Source organism: Aeromicrobium sp. (genome assembly GCF_047606445.1).
In the GTDB taxonomy this organism is placed as follows: domain Bacteria; phylum Actinomycetota; class Actinomycetes; order Propionibacteriales; family Nocardioidaceae; genus Aeromicrobium.
The window spans coordinates 1-19240 of the sequence record NZ_JASGEK010000011.1 but is presented as its reverse complement, the minus strand read 5'-3'; the positions used below and the strand labels follow the sequence as shown (position 1 = coordinate 19240).

The 19240-nt window shown below is 69.8% G+C and carries 17 protein-coding genes, 1 tRNA gene and 1 other RNA gene; 8 read left to right on the top strand and 11 right to left on the bottom strand.

Annotated elements, in window-relative coordinates; genetic code table 11:
- Positions 1 to 141: 141 nt before the first annotated feature.
- Both QM621_RS03140 and QM621_RS03135 read left to right on the top strand, forming a co-directional pair.
- On the top strand, positions 142 to 645 hold the full coding sequence (locus QM621_RS03140; protein ID WP_414988895.1) for a hypothetical protein: 504 nt from the start codon (positions 142 to 144) through the stop codon (positions 643 to 645).
- The gene (locus tag QM621_RS03135; protein WP_414988894.1) at positions 646 to 1065 is read left to right on the top strand and encodes a hypothetical protein; all 420 of its coding nucleotides are present in this window, start codon (positions 646 to 648) and stop codon (positions 1063 to 1065) included.
- A 205-nt stretch (positions 1066 to 1270) separates the two neighbouring features.
- On the opposite strand, the gene QM621_RS03130 is transcribed toward QM621_RS03135, so the two are convergent.
- Entirely contained in the window at positions 1271 to 2536 is a 1266-nt protein-coding gene (locus QM621_RS03130) for an ATP-binding protein (RefSeq protein ID WP_414988897.1), read from the bottom strand.
- A 215-nt stretch (positions 2537 to 2751) separates the two neighbouring features.
- Between QM621_RS03130 and QM621_RS03125 the strand changes: the two genes are divergently transcribed.
- On the top strand, positions 2752 to 3579 hold the full coding sequence (locus tag QM621_RS03125) for a hypothetical protein (protein WP_414988893.1): 828 nt from the start codon (positions 2752 to 2754) through the stop codon (positions 3577 to 3579).
- 42 nt (positions 3580 to 3621) lie between these two features.
- Positions 3622 to 4656 carry a hypothetical protein gene (locus tag QM621_RS03120; RefSeq protein WP_414988892.1) on the top strand — a complete coding sequence of 345 codons (1035 nt, stop codon included), beginning with the start codon at positions 3622 to 3624 and terminating at the stop codon, positions 4654 to 4656.
- Here the strand turns inward: QM621_RS03120 and QM621_RS03115 are convergent.
- The 9 genes from QM621_RS03115 to QM621_RS03075 all read right to left on the bottom strand — a co-directional run bounded on the left by QM621_RS03115 (position 4563) and on the right by QM621_RS03075 (position 15039).
- A complete protein-coding gene (locus QM621_RS03115; RefSeq protein WP_414988891.1) occupies positions 4563 to 5111 on the bottom strand; it encodes a GNAT family N-acetyltransferase in 549 nt (182 codons plus the stop codon). The genes QM621_RS03120 and QM621_RS03115 overlap by 94 nt on opposite strands.
- Before the next feature lies 1 nt (position 5112).
- Positions 5113 to 6150 (bottom strand): aspartate-semialdehyde dehydrogenase, encoded by a 1038-nt coding sequence (locus QM621_RS03110; RefSeq protein WP_414988890.1) that lies wholly within the window; start codon positions 6148 to 6150, stop codon positions 5113 to 5115.
- A complete protein-coding gene (locus tag QM621_RS03105; RefSeq protein ID WP_414988889.1) occupies positions 6147 to 7424 on the bottom strand; it encodes an aspartate kinase in 1278 nt (425 codons plus the stop codon). The genes QM621_RS03110 and QM621_RS03105 overlap by 4 nt, the downstream gene beginning before the upstream one ends.
- A gap of 127 nt (positions 7425 to 7551) precedes the next feature.
- On the bottom strand, positions 7552 to 8103 hold the full coding sequence (locus QM621_RS03100) for a hypothetical protein (RefSeq protein ID WP_414988888.1): 552 nt from the start codon (positions 8101 to 8103) through the stop codon (positions 7552 to 7554).
- A 268-nt stretch (positions 8104 to 8371) separates the two neighbouring features.
- Positions 8372 to 8989, bottom strand: coding sequence for a recombination mediator RecR (gene recR / locus QM621_RS03095; RefSeq protein WP_414988887.1), 618 nt, complete (start codon positions 8987 to 8989; stop codon positions 8372 to 8374).
- 17 nt (positions 8990 to 9006) lie between these two features.
- Positions 9007 to 9531: a 4-amino-4-deoxy-L-arabinose transferase gene (locus QM621_RS03090; RefSeq protein ID WP_414988896.1), complete on the bottom strand. Its 525-nt coding sequence runs from the start codon at positions 9529 to 9531 to the stop codon at positions 9007 to 9009.
- Positions 9532 to 9542: 11 nt separating this feature from the next.
- Positions 9543 to 12194: a chorismate-binding protein gene (locus QM621_RS03085; protein WP_414988886.1), complete on the bottom strand. Its 2652-nt coding sequence runs from the start codon at positions 12192 to 12194 to the stop codon at positions 9543 to 9545.
- The gene (locus tag QM621_RS03080) at positions 12169 to 13998 is read right to left on the bottom strand and encodes a DNA polymerase III subunit gamma and tau (protein WP_414988885.1); all 1830 of its coding nucleotides are present in this window, start codon (positions 13996 to 13998) and stop codon (positions 12169 to 12171) included. Before QM621_RS03080 ends, QM621_RS03085 begins: the two co-directional genes overlap by 26 nt.
- 63 nt (positions 13999 to 14061) lie before the next feature.
- On the bottom strand, positions 14062 to 15039 hold the full coding sequence (locus QM621_RS03075; protein WP_414988884.1) for an alpha/beta hydrolase: 978 nt from the start codon (positions 15037 to 15039) through the stop codon (positions 14062 to 14064).
- Between the two features lie 31 nt (positions 15040 to 15070).
- Here QM621_RS03075 and QM621_RS03070 point away from each other — a divergent pair, with 31 nt between their 5' ends.
- From QM621_RS03070 to QM621_RS03060, 3 genes are read left to right on the top strand one after another with little or no spacing between them, the layout of a single operon-like run.
- Positions 15071 to 16384, top strand: coding sequence for a threonine/serine ThrE exporter family protein (locus QM621_RS03070; protein WP_414988883.1), 1314 nt, complete (start codon positions 15071 to 15073; stop codon positions 16382 to 16384).
- Positions 16385 to 16430: 46 nt separating this feature from the next.
- Positions 16431 to 17585, top strand: a complete 1155-nt coding sequence (locus QM621_RS03065; protein ID WP_414988882.1) for an acyl-CoA dehydrogenase family protein — start codon at positions 16431 to 16433, stop codon at positions 17583 to 17585.
- Between the two features lie 9 nt (positions 17586 to 17594).
- Positions 17595 to 18707, top strand: a complete 1113-nt coding sequence (locus QM621_RS03060) for an acyl-CoA dehydrogenase family protein (protein WP_414988881.1) — start codon at positions 17595 to 17597, stop codon at positions 18705 to 18707.
- Positions 18708 to 18779: 72 nt separating this feature from the next.
- Here the strand turns inward: QM621_RS03060 and ffs are convergent.
- Positions 18780 to 18876: signal recognition particle sRNA small type (gene ffs / locus QM621_RS03055), an RNA gene on the bottom strand.
- Between the two features lie 62 nt (positions 18877 to 18938).
- Here ffs and QM621_RS03050 point away from each other — a divergent pair.
- Positions 18939 to 19026 (top strand) — tRNA-Ser (locus tag QM621_RS03050).
- The last annotated feature ends 214 nt before the right edge of the window (positions 19027 to 19240 follow it).

Below are 19240 nucleotides of genomic sequence, written 5' to 3'. Positions count from 1 at the left end.
GGCCGCCTCGAACACCTACGAGGCTCCGCCCTCGGCTTCCGCAACCTCACCAACTACATCGCCCGCAGCCTCCTCGAGACCGGAGGATTCAAACCAAGACTCCTACACCCCTAAATCGGAAGAGCCCTTATTCGTGCGTCCGTGAAGGAGTTGATGGATATGAATAGCCGAATGAGGCGCTCGGCTGGTTACATTGTCGTGGTGGTGTTGCTGGCGTTGACAGGGTGTGGAAGCAGCTCGGGACAAGCGGAAAAGAACGAATCGGAAGGGGCCGCAGGCAAAACCACGTACCGAGTTGCCGCACCCTATGCATGGCAAGACGAAGACAAAGATCTCACTGTCGAGTTACGGTCGGAACCGGGAGGAGCCGGAGAGGTTCTTGCCGAACTCGAGCGCGGTGCCGACGGCATCACCTTCACCGGTCGTCACGAGACGGATGAGAGCGGCCGATGGGTCGAGGTCTCCGCTAACGATGCGACTGGGTGGGTTGAACGCGCCGTTCTGGTGGAGGACGTCAACGCTTGTCGGGACCCCGAAGCCGCTGCCGTGGTGGACGAGTTCATGACAATTCTGCAGTACCACCCGACCGATATGGTACTTGTGACGGGGTATCATGGCAAGAGAGAACACGACTCGCTCAATTAGGTGTTGGCGCCTGATCGGCGGCTTTTTTATCGAGAGATTGCACAGAAGGAAGCGCATTTTTTCACATCTGCTTCCTCATTGGATGAACCGGAATTTAAAATATATCCTGATCATTCATTTTCGGATCCGGTATCGACTTCGCTCCATATTTCTTTTGCGGAAATTGCGCGTGAGTTTTACTTCATTCAACCGAAATGCCATTTTAGATCTGCTGAGATTCTAAGATGGGGCTTACTTTCGGAAGCGCATTCAGCATTTAATGATCTGAGTGGTGAGGCGAGTCACTGGAGTTACACCATTCCGCATGGCGAAGGGGAGGAGGGACTTTCTGGTCGTCAAGTAAATTTCTATATTGACAGGGATGAGGAAACGGGTGACTGGAATATTATCGGTGTTACTAAGTTCTATGAGTACTTCTAGTTGACTCTGAGGCGTTGGGAGGCTTGCGGCCGCTCTGAGTGCTCGCGTGTGCTGTGCCACGCTGGTATGGCTTGAAGGACATGGATGTCGGAGCAGTCGAAGAAAGCTGTGCGGAAGGTCGCGAAGAAGCCGGGTGGCGGCGCGCACCACGTTGGTGAATCCGCATGCTGGGGGCACAGTCACGACCGTTCGTGCCTCTGGTGCCTCATCGCGCCGCCTCGCTCCAAAGGCAGTCGATCGGCATGACGTGCAGGCGGTCTTCGTAGGTGTAGCTGCGCGCCCCGGTGTAGAGGGCCACTCCCGCGAGGAAGGAGTCGCCCAGGAGCTCCCGGAGCCTGCGGAGGCCGGCGAAGTCGTTGCCCGCGACTCGGGTTGCGGCTTTGACCTCGAAGCCGATGACGCCCCCGTCCTCGGTCTCCAACACGAGATCGACTTCGAGGTCGTCCCGAGTGCGCCAGTGGCCGAACCCCGCGATCTCCTCGGTCCAGCTGACTTCCTTGAGGAGTTCGCCGACGGCGAAGGACTCCAGCAGGTGCCCGAACTCAGTCATCGCCACCGGGTCTCGGCGCCCGAGTTTTTCGGGCGTCAGTCGTAGGAGGCGGGCCGAGACTCCTGTGTCGAGCATGTGCACTTTCGGGCGAGCGTTTGTGCGAGCGGTGAGGGTGCGGTCCCACGGCGGCACGAGCCTGAGAAGGAAGACCGCTTCGAGCAGCCGGAGGTAGTCGCGGGCGGTCTTGGCGTCAATGCTCGCAGCCTCGGCCAGACGAGAGACGTTGAGGATCTGTGCGGTCTGCCCGGCCGCCTTCTCCAAGACGAGTGGCAGGGCGTGGGCCTGGCGGAGCTTGGAGAGCGCCTGGACGTCTCGCTCCAGGGTCAGGCGCACGTAGTCGTCGATCCACCGCCAGCGAGCACGGTGGGAGGGCGCCGCGAGCGCGATGGGGAACCCGCCACGCTCGACGATGCTGACATAGCCCTCGCGGCTTGTGGTGGAGGGATGGGCGGGGCTTGTGCCAGCTGATGTGTCGAGCAGTCGACGCACCAGGTCGGGTCGAGTTCCCATGAGTTCGCTGTGGGCGAGGGGGAGGATCGGGAGGCGCTGAAGTCGGCCGGTCAGCGCCTGCGCCGCGCGAGGCAAGGCTTCGTGACGAGCCGATCCGGTGAGGATGAACTGCCCGGGTCGACTGGAGACGTTTAGTCGGGCCTTGATCGCATCGAGCACCACCGGGGCGTGCTGGTACTCGTCGATCAGGACCGGCCCGTCACCGTCGATCATGGTCGCCGGGTCACGCGTGACTGCTGTGCGTGTGTCGAGGTCATCCAAATCGAGGAGTCGACCTCCGAGATGGTCGGCCAACTGGCGCAGGAGCGTCGACTTGCCGACGGCACGGGGCCCTTCCAGCAGCACGACGGGACTCTCCTGTTGGCGCTCCACGGTGATGTCGTAGATGCGCCGTGGAACTAGGCGGCCCATGTTGTTCACCAGCTCATCCTACGGCTGAACTCCAGAACTGCCGCCATTCAAACTCCAGAACTGCCGCCACCTGAACTCCAGAACTGCCGGACTCGACCAGTGCGCCGCATCGTCCGGCGGTCGCGGTCGGCAATTCGCGGGCTGTCGTGAAGGGGACGTCAGTGAGGCGGCTTGAACAGGTGCCTGCCCGCGTGCGCTGTGCCACACTGGACGGTGTGAAGGACGAGCAGGCGGGGCCGCCGAAGAAGGTTGTGCGGAAGGTCGCGAAGAAGGCCGGTGAGACGGCTCCGGGCGTGCGGACGGTCATCAATCCGCACACCGGGCGGGCCGTCACGATCAACCGGCCGTCGCGCAAGCCGTCGCCCTCCACGACAGTCAAGTCCGCCAAGCCCGCGAAACCGGCGAAGGCGAAGGCCGCCGCACCCGCCGCGAAGAAGGAGGGCGAGTCGACGGCCGTCGGCGTTCCCGAGTCGCAGTCCCAGGCGCCCGTCGTCGTGCGGCGCACCGCCCGTGACGTGTTCGACGACTGGCGGCTCGCCGCGAACGTGCGCGACGGTCAGGCCTGGCGGCTCGTCCGCCGGGGCTCGGCGGCTGCCGGACGAGGCTCCGTGACGCTGGCCCGACGCGTGGCCGCCCTACGGCTGCCTATGTGGCCCGATATCCGCTCCGTCGTCGCCACGTCGATCATGGTCGGCCTGCTCGTGGTCGCCCTCGGAGCGGGCGTGCTCGCGGCGTTCAGCCAGATCTTCGGCGTCCGCTCCGGCGGGGCCTGGGGCGTGCTCGCCTTCACGCTGCTCGCCGTCCTCGGCGCGATCGCCGGACGTGTGCTGCTCCGCTGGTTCGGCTATCCGAGCCCGGGCGTCGTCGCCGGACTCGGCGCGCTGCTGACGGTCCTGCTGCTGCTCGTCTTCCTGCCGTCGGCGGCTGAGGGCCGTTGGGCGCTGCTGATCGTCCCGGCGCTCAGCCTCGCCGCGCACCTCGGCGCGCATGCCGTGGCCTGGGCCGCCGAGGAGGACGCCGAGTCCAGCCTCTCGGCGCCCTGACGCCATCGCGCCACGTACGCTTGAACGACAGACCCGCCGACGATGAGGACCCCCGTGCGACGCCTGCTCACCGTGACTGTGACCGCCACCCTCGCCCTCGCTATGACCGCGTGCGGCGGCGACGCCGGGACGAAGCCGCGCGCCACGCCCACCGGCGTCGTCAGCGACCTCATGCCGGGGGCGTGCCTGGAGGCGCAAGGCGACGCGACGGTCCTGGGCGACACCGAGATCACCGAGGAGGCCATCGTCGACTGCGGGCGGCCCCACATCTACGAGGTGCTCGCGGTCCAGGACGTCCCCGGCCAGTACATCGCCGGCACGACGGCGACCGAGGACGATCAGGAGCTGCTGCGGGCCGCGCTGGAGGGCGAACGCGCCGAGCCCACGCAGATCACCTTCGCCTCGTTCGCGCGGGCCTACTGCGACATCGCCCTGCAGGGCGCCCTGGGTCTCGACAGCGACACCGAACTCGACGGCGCCGACTTGCGCTCGCTGCAGTTCGCCCCCCTCGCCCGCACTCAGGCGCCGTATGCGGCGATCCCGGCCGAAGGGTGGACCGAACAGCCGGTGCTCGCCTGCGTCAACCGGTTCACCGAGGCCTCCAGCACCCCTGCCGAGGAGCCGGTCGAGCCGGTCACCGGATCGCAGACGGCGCTGTGGCTCACCCAGGACTTCCCGGTCGCCGACCGCCTCTGCCTGATGTTCGACGCCGCCGGTCGGCCGGCCGACGCCCCCTGCGCGTCCACCCACGACGGCGAGTACCTGGCCGCCTTCGACGCGACCGCCGTGCTCGACGAGGAGGAGCTGGCCGCGAGCGACAGCGGCTCGCCGCTCACCGACGAGGTCCAGGAGAAGCTCGACGCCGTTTGCGAGGACGCCCTCGCGCTCCTGATGGACTCCGAGGAGCAGGAGGCGGTCGTCGGCCGGGCCGTGCGCGACGCCGAGGGCTGGGGCGCCGGAGGTCTGGCCAACATGGCACGTTGCTATGCCACGCCCGAGGACTCCGCGATGGCGTTGCCCGCCGGCTCGGTCATCGGCTGGGGCGACGAGGAGCTGGCGCTGGTCGAGCGCGACTGAGCGTCGCGGCGGTAGACGAAGGCCTGCGGCCACGGCGGCTCCTCGCGGACCCAGGTCGCGGTGACGGTGTCGACATGTCGCCATCCGTGGCGTTCGTAGAGGGCTCGGGCGTCGGTGTTGTGCTCCACGACGTCGAGGGTCAGCTCGACCGCTCGCTCGTCGGCCCACGCCTCGACGGTCGAGAGGAGCGCCGAGCCCGCGCCGGAGCCGCGCGCGTCGACGGCGACGAAGAAGCGCGTCACGTGGGAGCCCCGTTCGTCGTGGGCGAGCGCGATATGGCCGAGGAGACGATCACCGTCGGCCGCCACCCAGGCGTCGGTGATGCCGTCGTAGAGCCAGCCGGTCGTCAGGTGGGTGGCGTACAGCGGGTAGCCGTCCCGCTCATGGACGGGGCGGAGCGCGGCCAGTAAGCCGCCCGCGTCCGCCGCCGTCCGAGCGCGGACGACCACCGTCATGTCAGCCGACCAGCAGCTCGGCGATCTGCACTGTGTTCAGCGCGGCGCCCTTGCGGAGGTTGTCGCCGCTGACGAACAGCACCAGGCCGCGGTTCCCCTCGACGCTCTGGTCCTGACGGATCCGGCCGACGAGGCTCGGGTCGTTCCCGGCCGCCTGGAGCGGCGTCGGCACGTCGACCAGTTGGACGCCCGGCGCGGACGACAGGATCGCGGTCGCCTGCTCGGGGGTGAGGTCGGAGCCGAACTCGGCGTGGATCGACAGCGAATGGCCTGTGAAGACCGGAACGCGCACGCAGGTGCCCGCCACTCGCAGGTCGGGCAGGCCGAGGATCTTGCGGCTCTCGTTGCGGAGCTTCTGCTCCTCGTCGGTCTCGAGGGAGCCGTCGTCGACGATGGAACCGGCCAGCGGCACCACGTTGAACGCGATCGGCGCGACGTACTTCACCGGGTCGGGGAAGGTCAGCGCCGAGCCGTCGTAGGCGAGCTGGTCGGCGTCGGCGACGACCGCCTGCGCCTGGCCGTGCAACTCCTGCACGCCGGCCACGCCCGAGCCCGAGACCGCCTGATACGAGCTGACGACCAGCTTCACCAGGCCCGCCGCGTCGTGCAGCGGCTTGAGCACCGGCATCGCGGCCATCGTGGTGCAGTTCGGGTTGGCGATGATGCCGCGACCGCCCGGGCCGTCGCCGGCCGGGATGTCGTGCGGGTTGACCTCGCTGACCACCAGCGGGATCGACGGGTCCTTGCGGAACGCCGAGGAGTTATCAACGACCGTCACGCCCGCCTCGGCGAACCGGGGCGCCTGCGCGCGGCTCAGCGTCGCGCCCGCCGAGAACAGCGCGATGTCGAGGCCCGACGGATCGGCCGTCGAGGCGTCCTCGACGACGATCTCCTGATCACGGTACGGCAGCACCGTGCCCGCCGAGCGGCTGGAGGCGAAGAAACGCACTTCGTCGGCGGGGAAGTCCCGCTCGGCGAGGATCTGACGCATGGCGACGCCGACCTGGCCGGTCGCGCCCACGATTCCAATGGAAGTCATCGTCCGGTCCCTCCGTACACCACGGCCTCGACGTCGTCGGCGCCCAGACCGTACGCATTGTGCGCGGCGCGCACCGCGTCGTCGACCTGGCTCTCGGCGGTCACCACCGAGATGCGGATCTCCGAGGTCGAGATCATCTCGATGTTCACGCCCGCGTCGGCCAGCGCGCGGAAGAAGGTCGCGGTGATGCCCGGCTCGTTGCGCATGCCCGCGCCGACCACCGACACCTTGCCGACCGAGTCGTCGTACTGCAGGCTCTCGAAGCCGATCTCGCCCTTCGCCTTCGTCAGCGCCTCCATCGCGCGGGCGCCGTCGGCGCGCGGCAGGGTGAAGGAGATGTCGGTCAGGCCCGTCGCGGCCGCCGAGATGTTCTGCACGATCATGTCGATGTTGATCGAGGCGTCGGCGAGCGTGGTGAACACCGACGCGGCGTACCCGACCTTGTCGGCCACCCCCACGACGGTGATCTTGGCCTCGCTCCGGTCGTGGGCGACTCCGGTGATGATCGCGGCTTCCATGGCGGGATCCTTCTGAACTGACTCGGCGGGGAGCACCCAGGTGCCCTCTTTGGTGGAGAACGACGAGCGCACGTGGATGGGCAGGTTGTTGCGGCGCGCGTACTCGACGCAGCGCAGGTGCAGGATCTTCGCCCCGTTCGCGGCCATCTCCAGGCAGTCCTCGTAGGAGATCTGCGGGATGCGGCGCGCGGTCGGCACGATGCGGGGGTCGGCGGTGAACACGCCGTCGACGTCGGAGTAGATCTCGCAGACCTCGGCGTTCAGCGCGGCGGCCAGCGCGACGGCGGTCGTGTCGGAGCCGCCGCGGCCCAGCGTGGTGATGTCCTTGGTGTTCTGCGAGACGCCCTGGAAGCCCGCGACGATGGCGATGGCGCCCTCGCCGAGCGCCTGCTCGATACGGCCCGGGGTGACGTCGATGATCTTCGCGCGGCCGTGGTCGGCGTCGGTGATGACGCCCGCCTGCGAGCCGGTGAACGAGCGGGCCTCGAAGCCGAGATTGCCGATCGCCATCGCCAGGACGGCCATCGAGATGCGCTCGCCGGCGGTCAGCAGCATGTCGAGCTCGCGCGCCGGGGGGACCGGGGAGACCTCGTTGGCGAGGTCGATCAGGTCGTCGGTCGTGTCGCCCATCGCCGAGACCACCACGACGACGTCGTGGCCGGCCTTCTTGGTCGCGACGATGCGTTGCGCGACTCGCTTGACGCTGGCGGCGTCCGCCACCGACGAGCCGCCGTACTTCTGCACGACGATTCCCATGAAAGTCCCTTGATCTCCCGAAACATGCCCGGTCCGGGCGCTCGGCCCATGCTACCGGCCCGTCGTTGAGGGTGACCTATGCGATCCGGCCGCGTTCCGTGGCGATTCCGCCGTTCAGGTGACCGGTTCATCGGGCTGACGGTGGGACGGGCTTGCGTGCCATGACGTGCTGGACGGGTGACAGGTCTGCGACCCATCGCCCGGCGGTCGCGTCCACCCACGTGGCCAGACTGATGGCGGAGGCTTGGTCCTTCAGAAGATCGCGCCGGTGGATGGGTTCTCCGTGTGCCGCACGGTTGCGGACGAGGAGCAGGTTTTTCAGGTGACGGTCGACGTGCCGTTGCCGAGTGAGTTTGTCAGAGGGGCCGCCGGGGAACGCGCGATGGAGCGCTGGGGTCCAGAGCGAGGTGAGGTAGCGGGAGGCCGCGAGATAGCGCCAGAAGCCCAGCGTCAATTCCGCCACGACTTTGCCGTGTGACGCGGAGTGGCGGCCGAAGCGTGTGGCGCGATCACGTGCTGTGCGCAGATCGTCGAGTCCTCGTCGGTCCAGGGGTGCGTCGATCAACCATGACGACCACGACCGTTTCCGCTCCAGATCTTGAAGAGCGCGATCCATGGCATTGCGCACGATGACCTCGACCATGCCCGTGGTTTTCAGGATCGCCGCCGAGGCCGTCATGTTCCATTCGTAGAGACTGATCGCGGCGGGAAGGTCACCGTGACTCCATCGTAGGTAGGAGTCGAGACGTTCAGGAGTGAGAAGGCGTCGGAGCGTGGCAGGGTCGTGGGTGTTCGCTTGATTCCTGTTGTGTTCGTCCATGGCGTTGAAGTCCGGGTTCCGGTAAGGTGTTCTACGAAGACCCCGGAACGATCACTGGCCTCGGCCACATCGCCGGGGTTTCGCTTTATGACGAACGTACGACGGAGATCTGACGTCGCACAAGGAATCAGACAGGCGCGGGCGTCGCGTGGAGGGCGGCGACGCGGCCCTCGAAGGCGCGGCCGAGGGTGAGCTCGTCGGCGTACTCGAGGTCGCCGCCCATCGGCAGGCCGCTCGCGAGCTTGCTGACGGTGATGCCGAGCGTCGACAGCGTGCGGATCAGATAGGTGGCCGTCGCCTCGCCCTCGAGGTTCGGGTCGGTGGCGATGATGACCTCGGTGATCGTCGGATCGTTCAACCGAGTCAGCAACTCCTTGATGTGCAGCTGGTCGGGGCCGACGCCGTCGATCGGGCTGATCGCGCCGCCTAACACGTGATAGCGGCCCCGGAACTCACGGGTGCGCTCGATGGCCACGACGTCTTTGCTCTCCTCGACCACGCACAGCACCGACGGGTCGCGGCGGGGGTCGGAGCAGATACGGCACTCGGCGTCGGTGGTCATCACGCAGCAGACCGCGCAGACGTGCACCTTCTGCTTGACCTCGGTCAGCGACTCGGCCAGGCGGCGGACGTCGTCGACCGGGGCGTCGAGGATGTGGAAGGCGATGCGTTGGGCGCTCTTGGGACCGATGCCCGGAAGTCGTCCGAGCTCGTCGATGAGGTCCTGGATCACGCCGTCGTACACGCCTCCCAGGGTACGGCTTACGACCGACAGCCGGTGTCGGCCACCAGGTCGGCGAGGCGGGCCGAGTCGTGGGCGGCGATGAAGGCGTCCTCCTGGGCGGCCCAGCGGTCCCACTGCGGGGCGAACAGCGCGCCGTCGAGTGAGCGGGACAGGGCGCGCTCGCGGCGCACCCGCTCCTCGGCCTCCAACCACACGCGCCAGGTGGCCGACGGGGCGCTGAGCCGCGACAGCGATCCGACTCCCTCGATCAGCAGCGGCGCTCCTGGCTCCACGGTGTGCCAGTCGGTCAGGCGTGCGGCGTGCCAGTCATAGGCGCGCCAGCGTCCGGGCCGACCGGCCGCGAGCGGGGCCAACAGGTCGTGGGCGACGGCCTGGATCGCCGCGTCGAGCCCGTCCCAGCCGGGGTAGAGGTCGTCCATGCGGACGAGTCGGGCCTCGTGGACGAGCACGACGACCTCATCGGCGAGGTGGGACTTGCCCGTGCCGGAACGACCGTCGAGAAGCACGATAGCGTGTGGTTCCGTGAGCCTTTCGGCGATCATCGACGCGATATTCACGTCTGCCAGGCCAGAAAGTTCGCGAGCATGTCGTGCCCACGGTGGGTCAGAATCGATTCCGGATGCATCTGCACGCCCCACACGGGATGAGTCCGATGCCGCACCCCCATCACCACGCCGGAGGCGGTGCGCGCGGTGACCTCCAGTTCCGGGCTGATCGTGGCGGGGTCGATCACGAGCGAGTGATAGCGGGCGCAGGTCAGCGGGCTGGGCAGGCCGGCGAACACGCCGGTTCCGGCGTGGTGGATCAGCGACGGCTTGCCGTGCACCACCTGGGGCGCCCGGACGACGTGTGCGCCGTAGACCTCGCCGATCACCTGATGGCCGAGGCAGACGCCGAGCGTCGGCAGGACCGGTCCGACCCGCCGGACCAGCTCGGCGCTCACTCCGGCCTCGGCGGGACTGCCCGGGCCGGGCGACACGATCAGATGGGTGAACTCGCCCGCCTCGCAGCGGCGGACCAACGCGTCGGCGTCCGCGTCGTGGCGCACCACCTCGGCCCGCGCCCCCAACTCGCCCACGTACTGCACGAGGTTGTAGACGAAGGAGTCGTAGTTGTCGATGAACAGCACCCGCGACTCGGTGGGGCGACGCGGGGGTCGGGGATCGGCGGGCGGCTCGTCGCGGCGCAGCCGTTCGGCGACCGCTCCGACGGGCCACGCGCCGACGCCCGGAGCGGCGGTCGCCGGCACCACGCCGCGCAACGCGTTCGTCACGAAGACCTCGTGCGCGGCGGCGAGGTCGGCGGTGGTGAGCCGGTGCTGATGGACGGGGATGCCGAGGAGCCGCAGCCGTTCGATCACGCGCGCGCGTTCGGTGCCGGGCAGGATGCGGCCGTCGAGCGGAGGGGTGTGGACGCCGTCGTCGGCGACGAGGAAGAGCGAGCCGCGCGCGGTCTCCAACACCGCGCCGTCCTCGTCGACCAGGAGTCGGTCGCGTCCGGGGGTGTGGGGGCCGAGCGGGTCGCGGTCGGCCCACTTGTGCGCGCCCCAGCCGCCGGGGACCACCTGGACGTCGAGCTGCCAGGCATCCGGCTCGGGGCGCAGCGGGGCTGCGGTCAGCTCCACGCGCACGTCGTCGCCGTCGGGGAGGGCGTCGACTCGGAGCCGGTGACGTCCGACGAGCCCACGGACCTTGCGGTGGATCGCCGCCTCCAGCCCGGCGCGGACCGTGGCGCCGTAGAGCGTGCGGACGCTGGCGTCGAGTCGGGCCAGGTGCGCGTCGAGGTCGACCGGCCGTCCGTCGACGACGAGAACAGTGTCGAAAACGGCGCGGCGGGGTCGGAAGTCTCTCGCGACGGGGGCGGAAGTCTCTCGCGACGGGGGCGGAACTCTCTCATCGTGGGGGCAAAAGTCTCTCGCGAGCGTGGCGTTGATGGCCTTCAGGAGGGGGGAGGCCTTGACCAGGCACTCGGCGAGCTCTTTCTCGGGGGTGGAGTCGGCGACGATGCCGCCGCCGACGCCGAGCCAGGCTGTGCCGGTCCCGTCAGCTGTCGTGGCGAACTCGAAGGTGCGGATGAGCACGTTCAACTCCAGCCCCGCGTGCGGGCTGAGGTGGCCGAGCGCGCCGGTGTACGCCTCACGGGCGGTCGCCTCGTGCTCGGCGATCAACTGCATCGCCCGCACCTTCGGCGCCCCGGTGACCGAGCCGGGCGGGAAGGTCGCGCGCAACAGGTCGGCGTCGGTGAGACCGGGACGCAGATGCCCGACCACGTCGGAGACCAGATGCCAGACGGCGTGCCGCTCGGCGCGGACCATCGCGGGCACCCGCACCGACCCCGGCTGGCAGACGCGGCCGAGGTCGTTGCGCATCAGGTCGACGATCATCACGTTCTCGGCGCGGTCCTTGGCCGACCCGACCAGCTCGGCCGGATCGGAGTCGAGCGGGGCGGTGCCCTTGATCGGCGAGGTCAGCACCTCGTGGCCGGTGCGCCGCAGGAACAGCTCCGGCGACAGGCTCGCCACCGCGCCGCCCGGCCAGGACACGTATCCGGCGTAGGCGGGCGACAGCGCCTCGACCCCCGCGCAGAACACGTCGAGCGGATCGCCCTCGAAACCGGCCTCCAACCGCAGACAGAGGTTCGCCTGGAAGATGTCGCCCGCCGCGATGCGGTCGAGGATCCGTCCGACGGCGGCCTCGTGGCCAGGTCCGTCGGGCGTGGGAGCGAAGGGCGTGAGCGTGTAGGCGCGGGGGGCGGCGGGCCGGTCGAGGTCGGGGCCGATCTCGGCCAGCCAGGCGTCGAGCGCGGCAGGGTCGTCAAGGGACTCGGCCCACCACACGCCACCGACGCGGCGCAGCACGTGGCGGTAGTGGGCGAGCACATGGTCGGGCTGGGCGTGCGGTCGTGGTGGCTCCTCGCCCAACTCCTCCAGCCGTCGTCCGAGCCGGTAGCCCCACACGCCGAGCCAGCCGCCGCCGAAGCCGCCGTCGGCGGGCGCGGGGTCGACGCCGACGTCGAAGGGGTCGTCGTCGGGGCCCAGCACGCGGTCGGGGTCGACGGCGATCAGCGCCTCGCCGTGGTGCCAGGCGCCGACGAGCGCGACGAGCCGGTCGCGGCCGCGCAGCCGCCGGGCCACCTCGGTGGGCGAGGCGTCGAGGTCGAGCCGGACCCGGCTGACCGACTCAGCGCGGCTCGGGTCCGCCGTCATCGATGACCTCGGCGCCGAGCTCGCGGGCGAGCAGCTCCTCGACGTTCTCGATGTTCTCCTCGACCACGGGGTCGGAGGGGTCGGCGGCGGCGTCGGGGTCGACGCGTTCGGCGGCTTGCGCGGGCCGGGCCATGGCCTCACGCACGTGGTCGGGCACCGGCGCCGAGCGGCGTACCGGCGCGGGCTCCTCGCGGACCGGCTCGGGCGGCGTGGGCTCGTCGCGGTGGCCGAGGGCGGTGTCGATGATCGACTCGATCCGCCAGCTCACGCCGAGACGGCTCTTCAAGGCTTGCTGCAGCGCCTCGTCGGACCGGCTCTGGTGGAAGGAGTCGCGGGCGCCCTGGTTGACCAGCGCGACGGTGAGCACGTCGCCTTCCAGTCCGGCGACCTGGGCGTTCTGGCTGAGCAGGATCCAGGCGAACCGGCGCAGGTTCTGCACGTCGTCGAGGATCTGCGGCCAGAGGCGGCGCACGTCGACCACGCTCAACTGGCCCGCGGGCGCGGGGGCTGGCTGGGGGGCCGGAGCGGGTTCCGGCTGTGGCTCGGCAGCGGGCTCCGGTGTCGGTTCCGGTCGCGGCGCGGGAGCGGCGGGCGCCGGGGCTGCGGGAGCGGGGGCCGCCTCCGCCGGAGCCGACCCGCCGCTGGCGTCGAGGCGTCGTTCGATCCGGTCGAGCCGGGCCGCGAGCCCCGAGGAGTCCGCGCCGGGCACGAGGATGCGGGCGCACAGCAGTTCCAACAGCAGACGCGGCGCGGTGGCCCCGCGGAACTCGGTCAGCGCGGCGTCGACGAGATCGGCCATGCGCACCAGTTCCGCTGGCCCGACGGCGTGCGCCTGGGCGTTCAGCCGCTCGGCGCGGTCGGCGGGCACGTCGAGCAGCCCGACCTCCACCGCCTGCGGCACCGCGCGCAGCACGACAAGATCGCGGAGCCGCTGCAACAGGTCTTCGGCGAAGCGGCGGGGGTCCTGCCCGGACTCGATGACTTTGTCGACCACGCCGAAGGCCGTCGCGCCGTCGCTCGCGGCGAAGGCGTCGACCGCCTCGTCGAGCAGCGCGTCGGGCGTGTAGCCGAGCAGTGCCACGGCGAGCGCGTAGGTGACGCCGTCGTCGCCGGCTCCGGCGATCAACTGGTCGAGCACGCTGAGGGTGTCGCGCACCGAGCCGCCGCCCGCGCGCACGACGAGCGGCAGGGCTGCCGGGTCGAGCCGGACGTTCTCACTCGCGCACAGTTGGTTCAGATAGTCGCCGAGGGTCTTCGGCGGTACCAGACGGAACGGGTAGTGGTGGGTGCGCGAGCGGATCGTGCCGATGACCTTGTCGGGCTCGGTGGTCGCGAAGATGAACTTCAGGTGCGGCGGCGGCTCCTCGACCAGCTTGAGCAAGGCGTTGAAGCCCTGCGGGCTGACCATGTGCGCCTCGTCGATGATGTAGACCTTGTAGCGGCTGCTGACCGGCGAGAAGAAGGCGCGCTCGCGCAGGTCGCGGGCGTCGTCGACGCCGCCGTGGCTGGCCGCGTCGATCTCGATGACGTCGACGCTGCCGGGGCCGCCGCGTGCGAGGTCGCGGCAGGACTGGCACTCGCCGCACGGGTCGGAGACAGGAGCGGCCTCGCAGTTGAGCGCGCGGGCGAGGATGCGGGCGCTGGTGGTCTTGCCGCAGCCGCGCGGCCCGCTGAACAGGTAGGCGTGGTTGACCCGGTTGTTCGCCAGCGCGTGCCGCAGCGGGTCGGTGACGTGCTCCTGCCCGATGACCTCCGCGAAGGTCTCGGGCCGGTACCGGCGGTACAGAGCGAGGGGGGCGTCCACCCGGTCAGCCTAACGACGCCCTCCGACAGTCCCGCTTTCCTCCCCGGCTCGTCATCGTGCGTCTCAGCGGGGGATCCAGCTGTCCAGCCAGCGGTCGACGGCGGCGTAGGCGGCCTCGCGGGCGGGCTGCCTCGACAAGAAGACGTCGTGGCGGGCGTCGGCGATCGGCAGCGACGTCACCGCGCCGCCGAGGCAGCCGACCCAGCGGCCGATCTGCCGGGCGTCGAGCACGACGTCGCTGATGTCGGCCTGGGGCAGCCGCCGCGACCCGAACCACGTCTTGTCCGAGCGCAGCACCAGCGACGGCACGCCGACGTCGAGGCCGCGGTGCAGCCGCGCGTGGCCGCGACGGATGGCGTTGAGCCAGCCGTAGGTCACCGCGCAGCCGCCGAGCGGCTTCCACTCCAGGTCGTAGTCCCACTCGCCGCCGAAGTCCTTGTGCAGGCTCTTGCCGTACACCGACGTCTTCGGCAGGTTCAGCTTTCGATAGGGCTTGACGTGCGCGACGCCGCGGACCGCCTGCGTGCCGATCGAGCGCATCCACGGCGCCCCCTGCAGGTCGAACCAGGGGCTGTCGAGCACCAGGCCGTCGACGCTGCCCGCATGCGAGCCGCCGGTCGAGCGCATGCGGTGCAGCCACAGCGACAGCACCAGCCCGCCGGTCGAGTGGGCGCCGAGCACGACCGGCAGCCCGCGGGTCTCCTCCTCGACGATCGCCAGCGACCGGTTCAGCTCGGCGTCGTAGTGGCGCAGGTCGGAGGTGAAGTGGGGCGTCTGGCCGGGGCGGCGCGAACGGCCGCACTTGCGCAGGTCGAGGGCGTAGAAGGCGTAGCCGCGCACGGTCATGAACTCGGCCAGCTCGGTCTGGAAGAAGTAGTCGCTGAAACCGTGGACCCACAGGAAGGCGTGGTGGGCCTCGGGCGGCGGATCGGCCTTGACGAGCGTCGCGACGATCTCGCCCTCGTCGTCGGGGTCGTCGCCGAGGGCGAGCGTGCGATGGAGGTACCCCTCGCCGAGGACGTCGGCCACCCACTCTGACATGCGCTCGAGCATAGTCGCCCACAATTGGGGGATGCGTGACGCGAGCGACCGGCACCAGACGCTCGACCTGGCTCTGCAGGTCGGGGAGCTGCTGCTGTCCAACGGAGCGGGCGCGGCCGACGTCACCGCGACGATGGAGAACATCGCCCGTCACGCCGGGCTGCGGCAGGTCGACGTCGACGTGACCTTCACCAGCCTCGCCGTCGGCCACCGGGCCGGTCCCGAGGAGCCGGTCATGGTGCTCAACCGGCGCATCGTCCACCGCGAGACCGACTTCGCCGATCTGACGGCGGTCGACCACACGGTGCGGGCCTTCCTCGCCGATCAGATCGACCGGGACGAGGCAGAGGCGCAGATTGCCCGCATCGCGTCGTCGGGGCACCCGCGCCCACGGTGGGCGATCACGCTGGGCTCGGGCGTCACGGCCGCGGGCGTCGCGCTGCTGCTCGGCGGCACGGGGATCGTGCTGGCGACGGCGGCCGTCTCCGGCGCGTCGATCGAGATCCTGCAGCGGCGCATGGACCGGTTGCGCTTGCCGTCGTTCTACGCGCAGGTGGCCGGCGGCTTCCTGGCGACCCTGTTCGCCGTGGTGCTGCGGGCGCTCGAGGTGCCGGTGAGCCCGTCGGTGGTGGTGACGTCGTGCATCGTCATGCTGCTCGCCGGGCTCGGCTTCATCGGCGCGATCCAGGACGCGCTGACCGGCTTCTACGTCACGGCCAACGCCCGCGTGCTGGAGGTGTTGATCGCGACGGCGGGCATCATCGTCGGCGTGGCGGCCGGCCTCGCGGCGGGCTCGGCGATGGGCGTCGAGATCTATGTGGTGCCGGGGGCGTCCGGGTGGGCGGGGCTGCCGCAGGTCGCCGGCGGCGCGGCGGTCGCGGCGGCGGGCTTCGCCTTCACCGCCTATTCGCCGAAGCGGGTGCTCGCGCCCATCGGCCTGGTCGGCGCGACGGCGGCCTCGTTGGCGTTCTGGCTGTCCCATCACGGGGTCGACCGAGCCGCGACGACCGGCGCGGCCGCGGTGATGATCGGCCTGGTGAGTTACCGGCTGTCGGCGTGGCTGCGCGTGCCGCCGCTGGTCGTGATCGTGGCGGGCATCGTCCCCCTGCTGCCCGGTTTGTCGATTTATCGAGCTTTGTCGCTGTTGGCCGCCGACGACGTGAACGGCGTGATCGGGCTGATCGCCGCCGCCACCGTCGCGCTGTCGCTGGCGGCGGGAGCGATCTTCGGCGAGTACATCGCCCAACCCCTGTGGCGCGAGGCCCGACGGGTGGAACGACGGCTCGCCGGACCCCGCCTCGTCGGACCGCTGCGCCGCCGGTCGCGCCGCACGCCCCGTGAGTGAGCCGCCCCGGGGTTAGCGTCGCTTCAGACACGACTCTGGAGGTCCGATGAAGCTGCGACTGTCCGAGGAGGACGCCCGTTTCCGCGACGAGATGCGGGAGTTCTTCACCACCCAGGTGCCCGAGCGGCTGCGGGCCAAAGTCCGCGCGCGCCAGGAGTTGACCCGCGACGACGTCGTCGAGTCGCAACAGGTGTTGAACGCGGCGGGTCTGGCGGTGCCCGGTTGGCCGGTCGAGTGGGGCGGCCGCGACTGGACCCAGCTGCAGCGCCATCTCTGGCATGAGGAGATGCAACTGGCTGCCGTCCCGCAACCGCTGCCGTTCAACGCGAGCATGATCGGCCCCGTCCTGGCGACCTTCGCCTCGCAGGAGATGAAGGAGCGCTTCCTGCCCGCCACGGCGAATCTCGACATCTGGTGGTCGCAGGGCTTCTCCGAGCCCGACGCCGGCTCCGACCTCGCCTCGCTGCGCACCGCCGCCGTGCGCGAGGGCGACGAGTACGTCGTCAATGGCCAGAAGACCTGGACGACCCTCGGCCAGTACGGCGACTGGATCTTCACGCTGGTCCGCACCGACCCGACGGTCAAGAAGCAGACGGGCATCTCGATGCTGCTCATCGACATGACCTCGCCGGGCTTGACCGTGCGTCCGATCGAGCTGATCGACGGCGGCTTCGAGGTCAACGAGGTGTTCTTCGAGGACGTGCGCGTCCCGGCCGAGAACCTCGTCGGCGAGGAGAACAAGGGCTGGACGTACGCGAAGTTCCTGCTCGGCAACGAGCGCGTCGGCATCGCGTCGGTCGGGTCGAGCAAGCGCGCGCTGGCGCAGGCCAAGGAGCTCGCGGGCGACCGGCTGGCCTCCGATCCGATCTTGGCCACGCGGGTGGCGGAGTTGGAGAACGAGCTGCTGGCGTTGGAGTTGACGGTGCTGCGGGTGGCGGGCCACTCCGAGGGCGGCAAGCCGCATCCGGCGTCGTCGGTGTTGAAGCTGCGCGGCTCGGAGTTGAACCAGGCGGTCACCGAGTTGGTCGTCGACCTGGCCGGCCCGTGGTCGCTCGCCTCGGGCGCGGGGGACGGCTCGGCCGCGCCGGAGTGGGCGCGGGTGGCGACGCCGACGTATCTGAACACGCGCAAAGTCACGATCTACGGCGGATCCAACGAGGTTCAGCGGCAGATCATCTCCGGCACGATCTTGGGACTGTGAGGACCGATCATGGATTTCGCCTATGACAGTGAGACGTTGGCGCTGCGTGACGCGGTGCGGGGCGTGCTGGGGTCGGCGTACCCGTCGAGCGAGGACCGCCGCGCGGTCGTGAACGCGGAGTCGGGTCTGGCCGACGGCCTGTGGGGCAAGCTCGCCGAGCTGGGCGTGCTGGGCCTGCCGTTCGCCGAGGACGACGGCGGGTCGGGCGCGGGCCCGGCGGAGGTCGCGGTGGTGGCTGAGGAGTTCGGCCGCGTGCTGGCGCCGGAGCCGTTCGTCGAGTCGGTCGTGCTGGCCGGCGGTCTGGTCGCGGCGGCGGGCTCGGACGCGCAGCGCGCCGACGTGCTGGGCCGACTGTCGGCGGGCGAGTCGCTGGTGATCCCGGCGCTGCTCGACGCGGGCGACCCGGTGGTCGCCTCGACCAGTGGCGACGCGGTGACGCTGACCGGCGTGAAGGAGCCGGTGCTGTTCGGCGCGCACGCCGACGAGTTGGTGGTGAGCGTGCCGACGGGCGAGGGGGTCGAGCTGTATCTGGTGGCCGGTGACGCCGAGGGGTTGACCCGTACGGACTATCGGACGCACGACGGCGGACGGGCGGCGCGGGTCGAGTTCGCCGCGACCCCGGCGACGCGGCTGGGCGAGGGCGACGCCTCCGAGGCGTTGGAGCGGGCGCTCGCGGCGGCCCGGATCGCCTATTGCCACGAGGCCATCGGCGCGATGGAGGTCGCGCTGGCGACGACGTCGGAGTATGTGAAGACGCGCAAGCAGTTCGGCGTCCCGCTGAACACCTTCCAGGCGCTCACCTTCCGCGCGGCCGACATGTACGTGTCGCTGGAGTTGGCGCGCAGCACGGTCACCTGGGCGACGCTGGTGCTGGCCGACGAGCCGGAGCGGGCCTCGGAGGCGGCGTCGCGGGCGAAGGCGATCGTCAGCCGCACGAGCCGTCATATCGGCCAGGAGGCGATCCAGCTGCACGGCGGCATCGGTGTGACGGCGGAGTACTCGGTCGGCCACTACACGAGCCGGCTGACCGCCCTCGACCACTGGCTCGGCGACGGCGCGGAGCATCGCGCCCGCCTCGCCGCGACTGTCGCCGACCACGGCGTCCTGGAGGCGATGCCGTAAGCCCAAGGACGCAGGATGATGCCTTGGGGTAGTGATCGCAGCCCCAAGCCATCATCCTGCGTCTGGTCGGGAACTAAGGACCCCTCGCGTACCCGGCAGAGCCCACCGACCCTTGCTGCATTCCTGCCCTGGGGGAGTTGAGTGAGGTGCCGCCACGCGAGGGGCTGCCGCCACTCTAACGGACGCCCCTGCCGCAGCGCACCCGCAGGTCACCCGTGTAGGCTCGCCTGCGGAGGATTCGCATAGTGGCCTAGTGCGCTCGCTTGGAAAGCGGGTTGAGTGAAAGCTCTCAGGGGTTCGAATCCCCTATCCTCCGCCATGATCGCCTTACTCGAAACCGTGTGAACGTTTACGCGGGAACGAGCGAGCAGGTCGGTCAAGGAAGCGACAGTGGACGCCTCAGCCTTCGGGTTGGGGCGTTTGCTGTTGGTGGCGTGGTGTGCGGCGACGAGGGTGTTGAACGGTGGTCGGAGGTCGCTGTCGTTGGCCTCGCCGAACTCGTTGAGGTAGACGCGCTCGAAGACGGTGCGGTT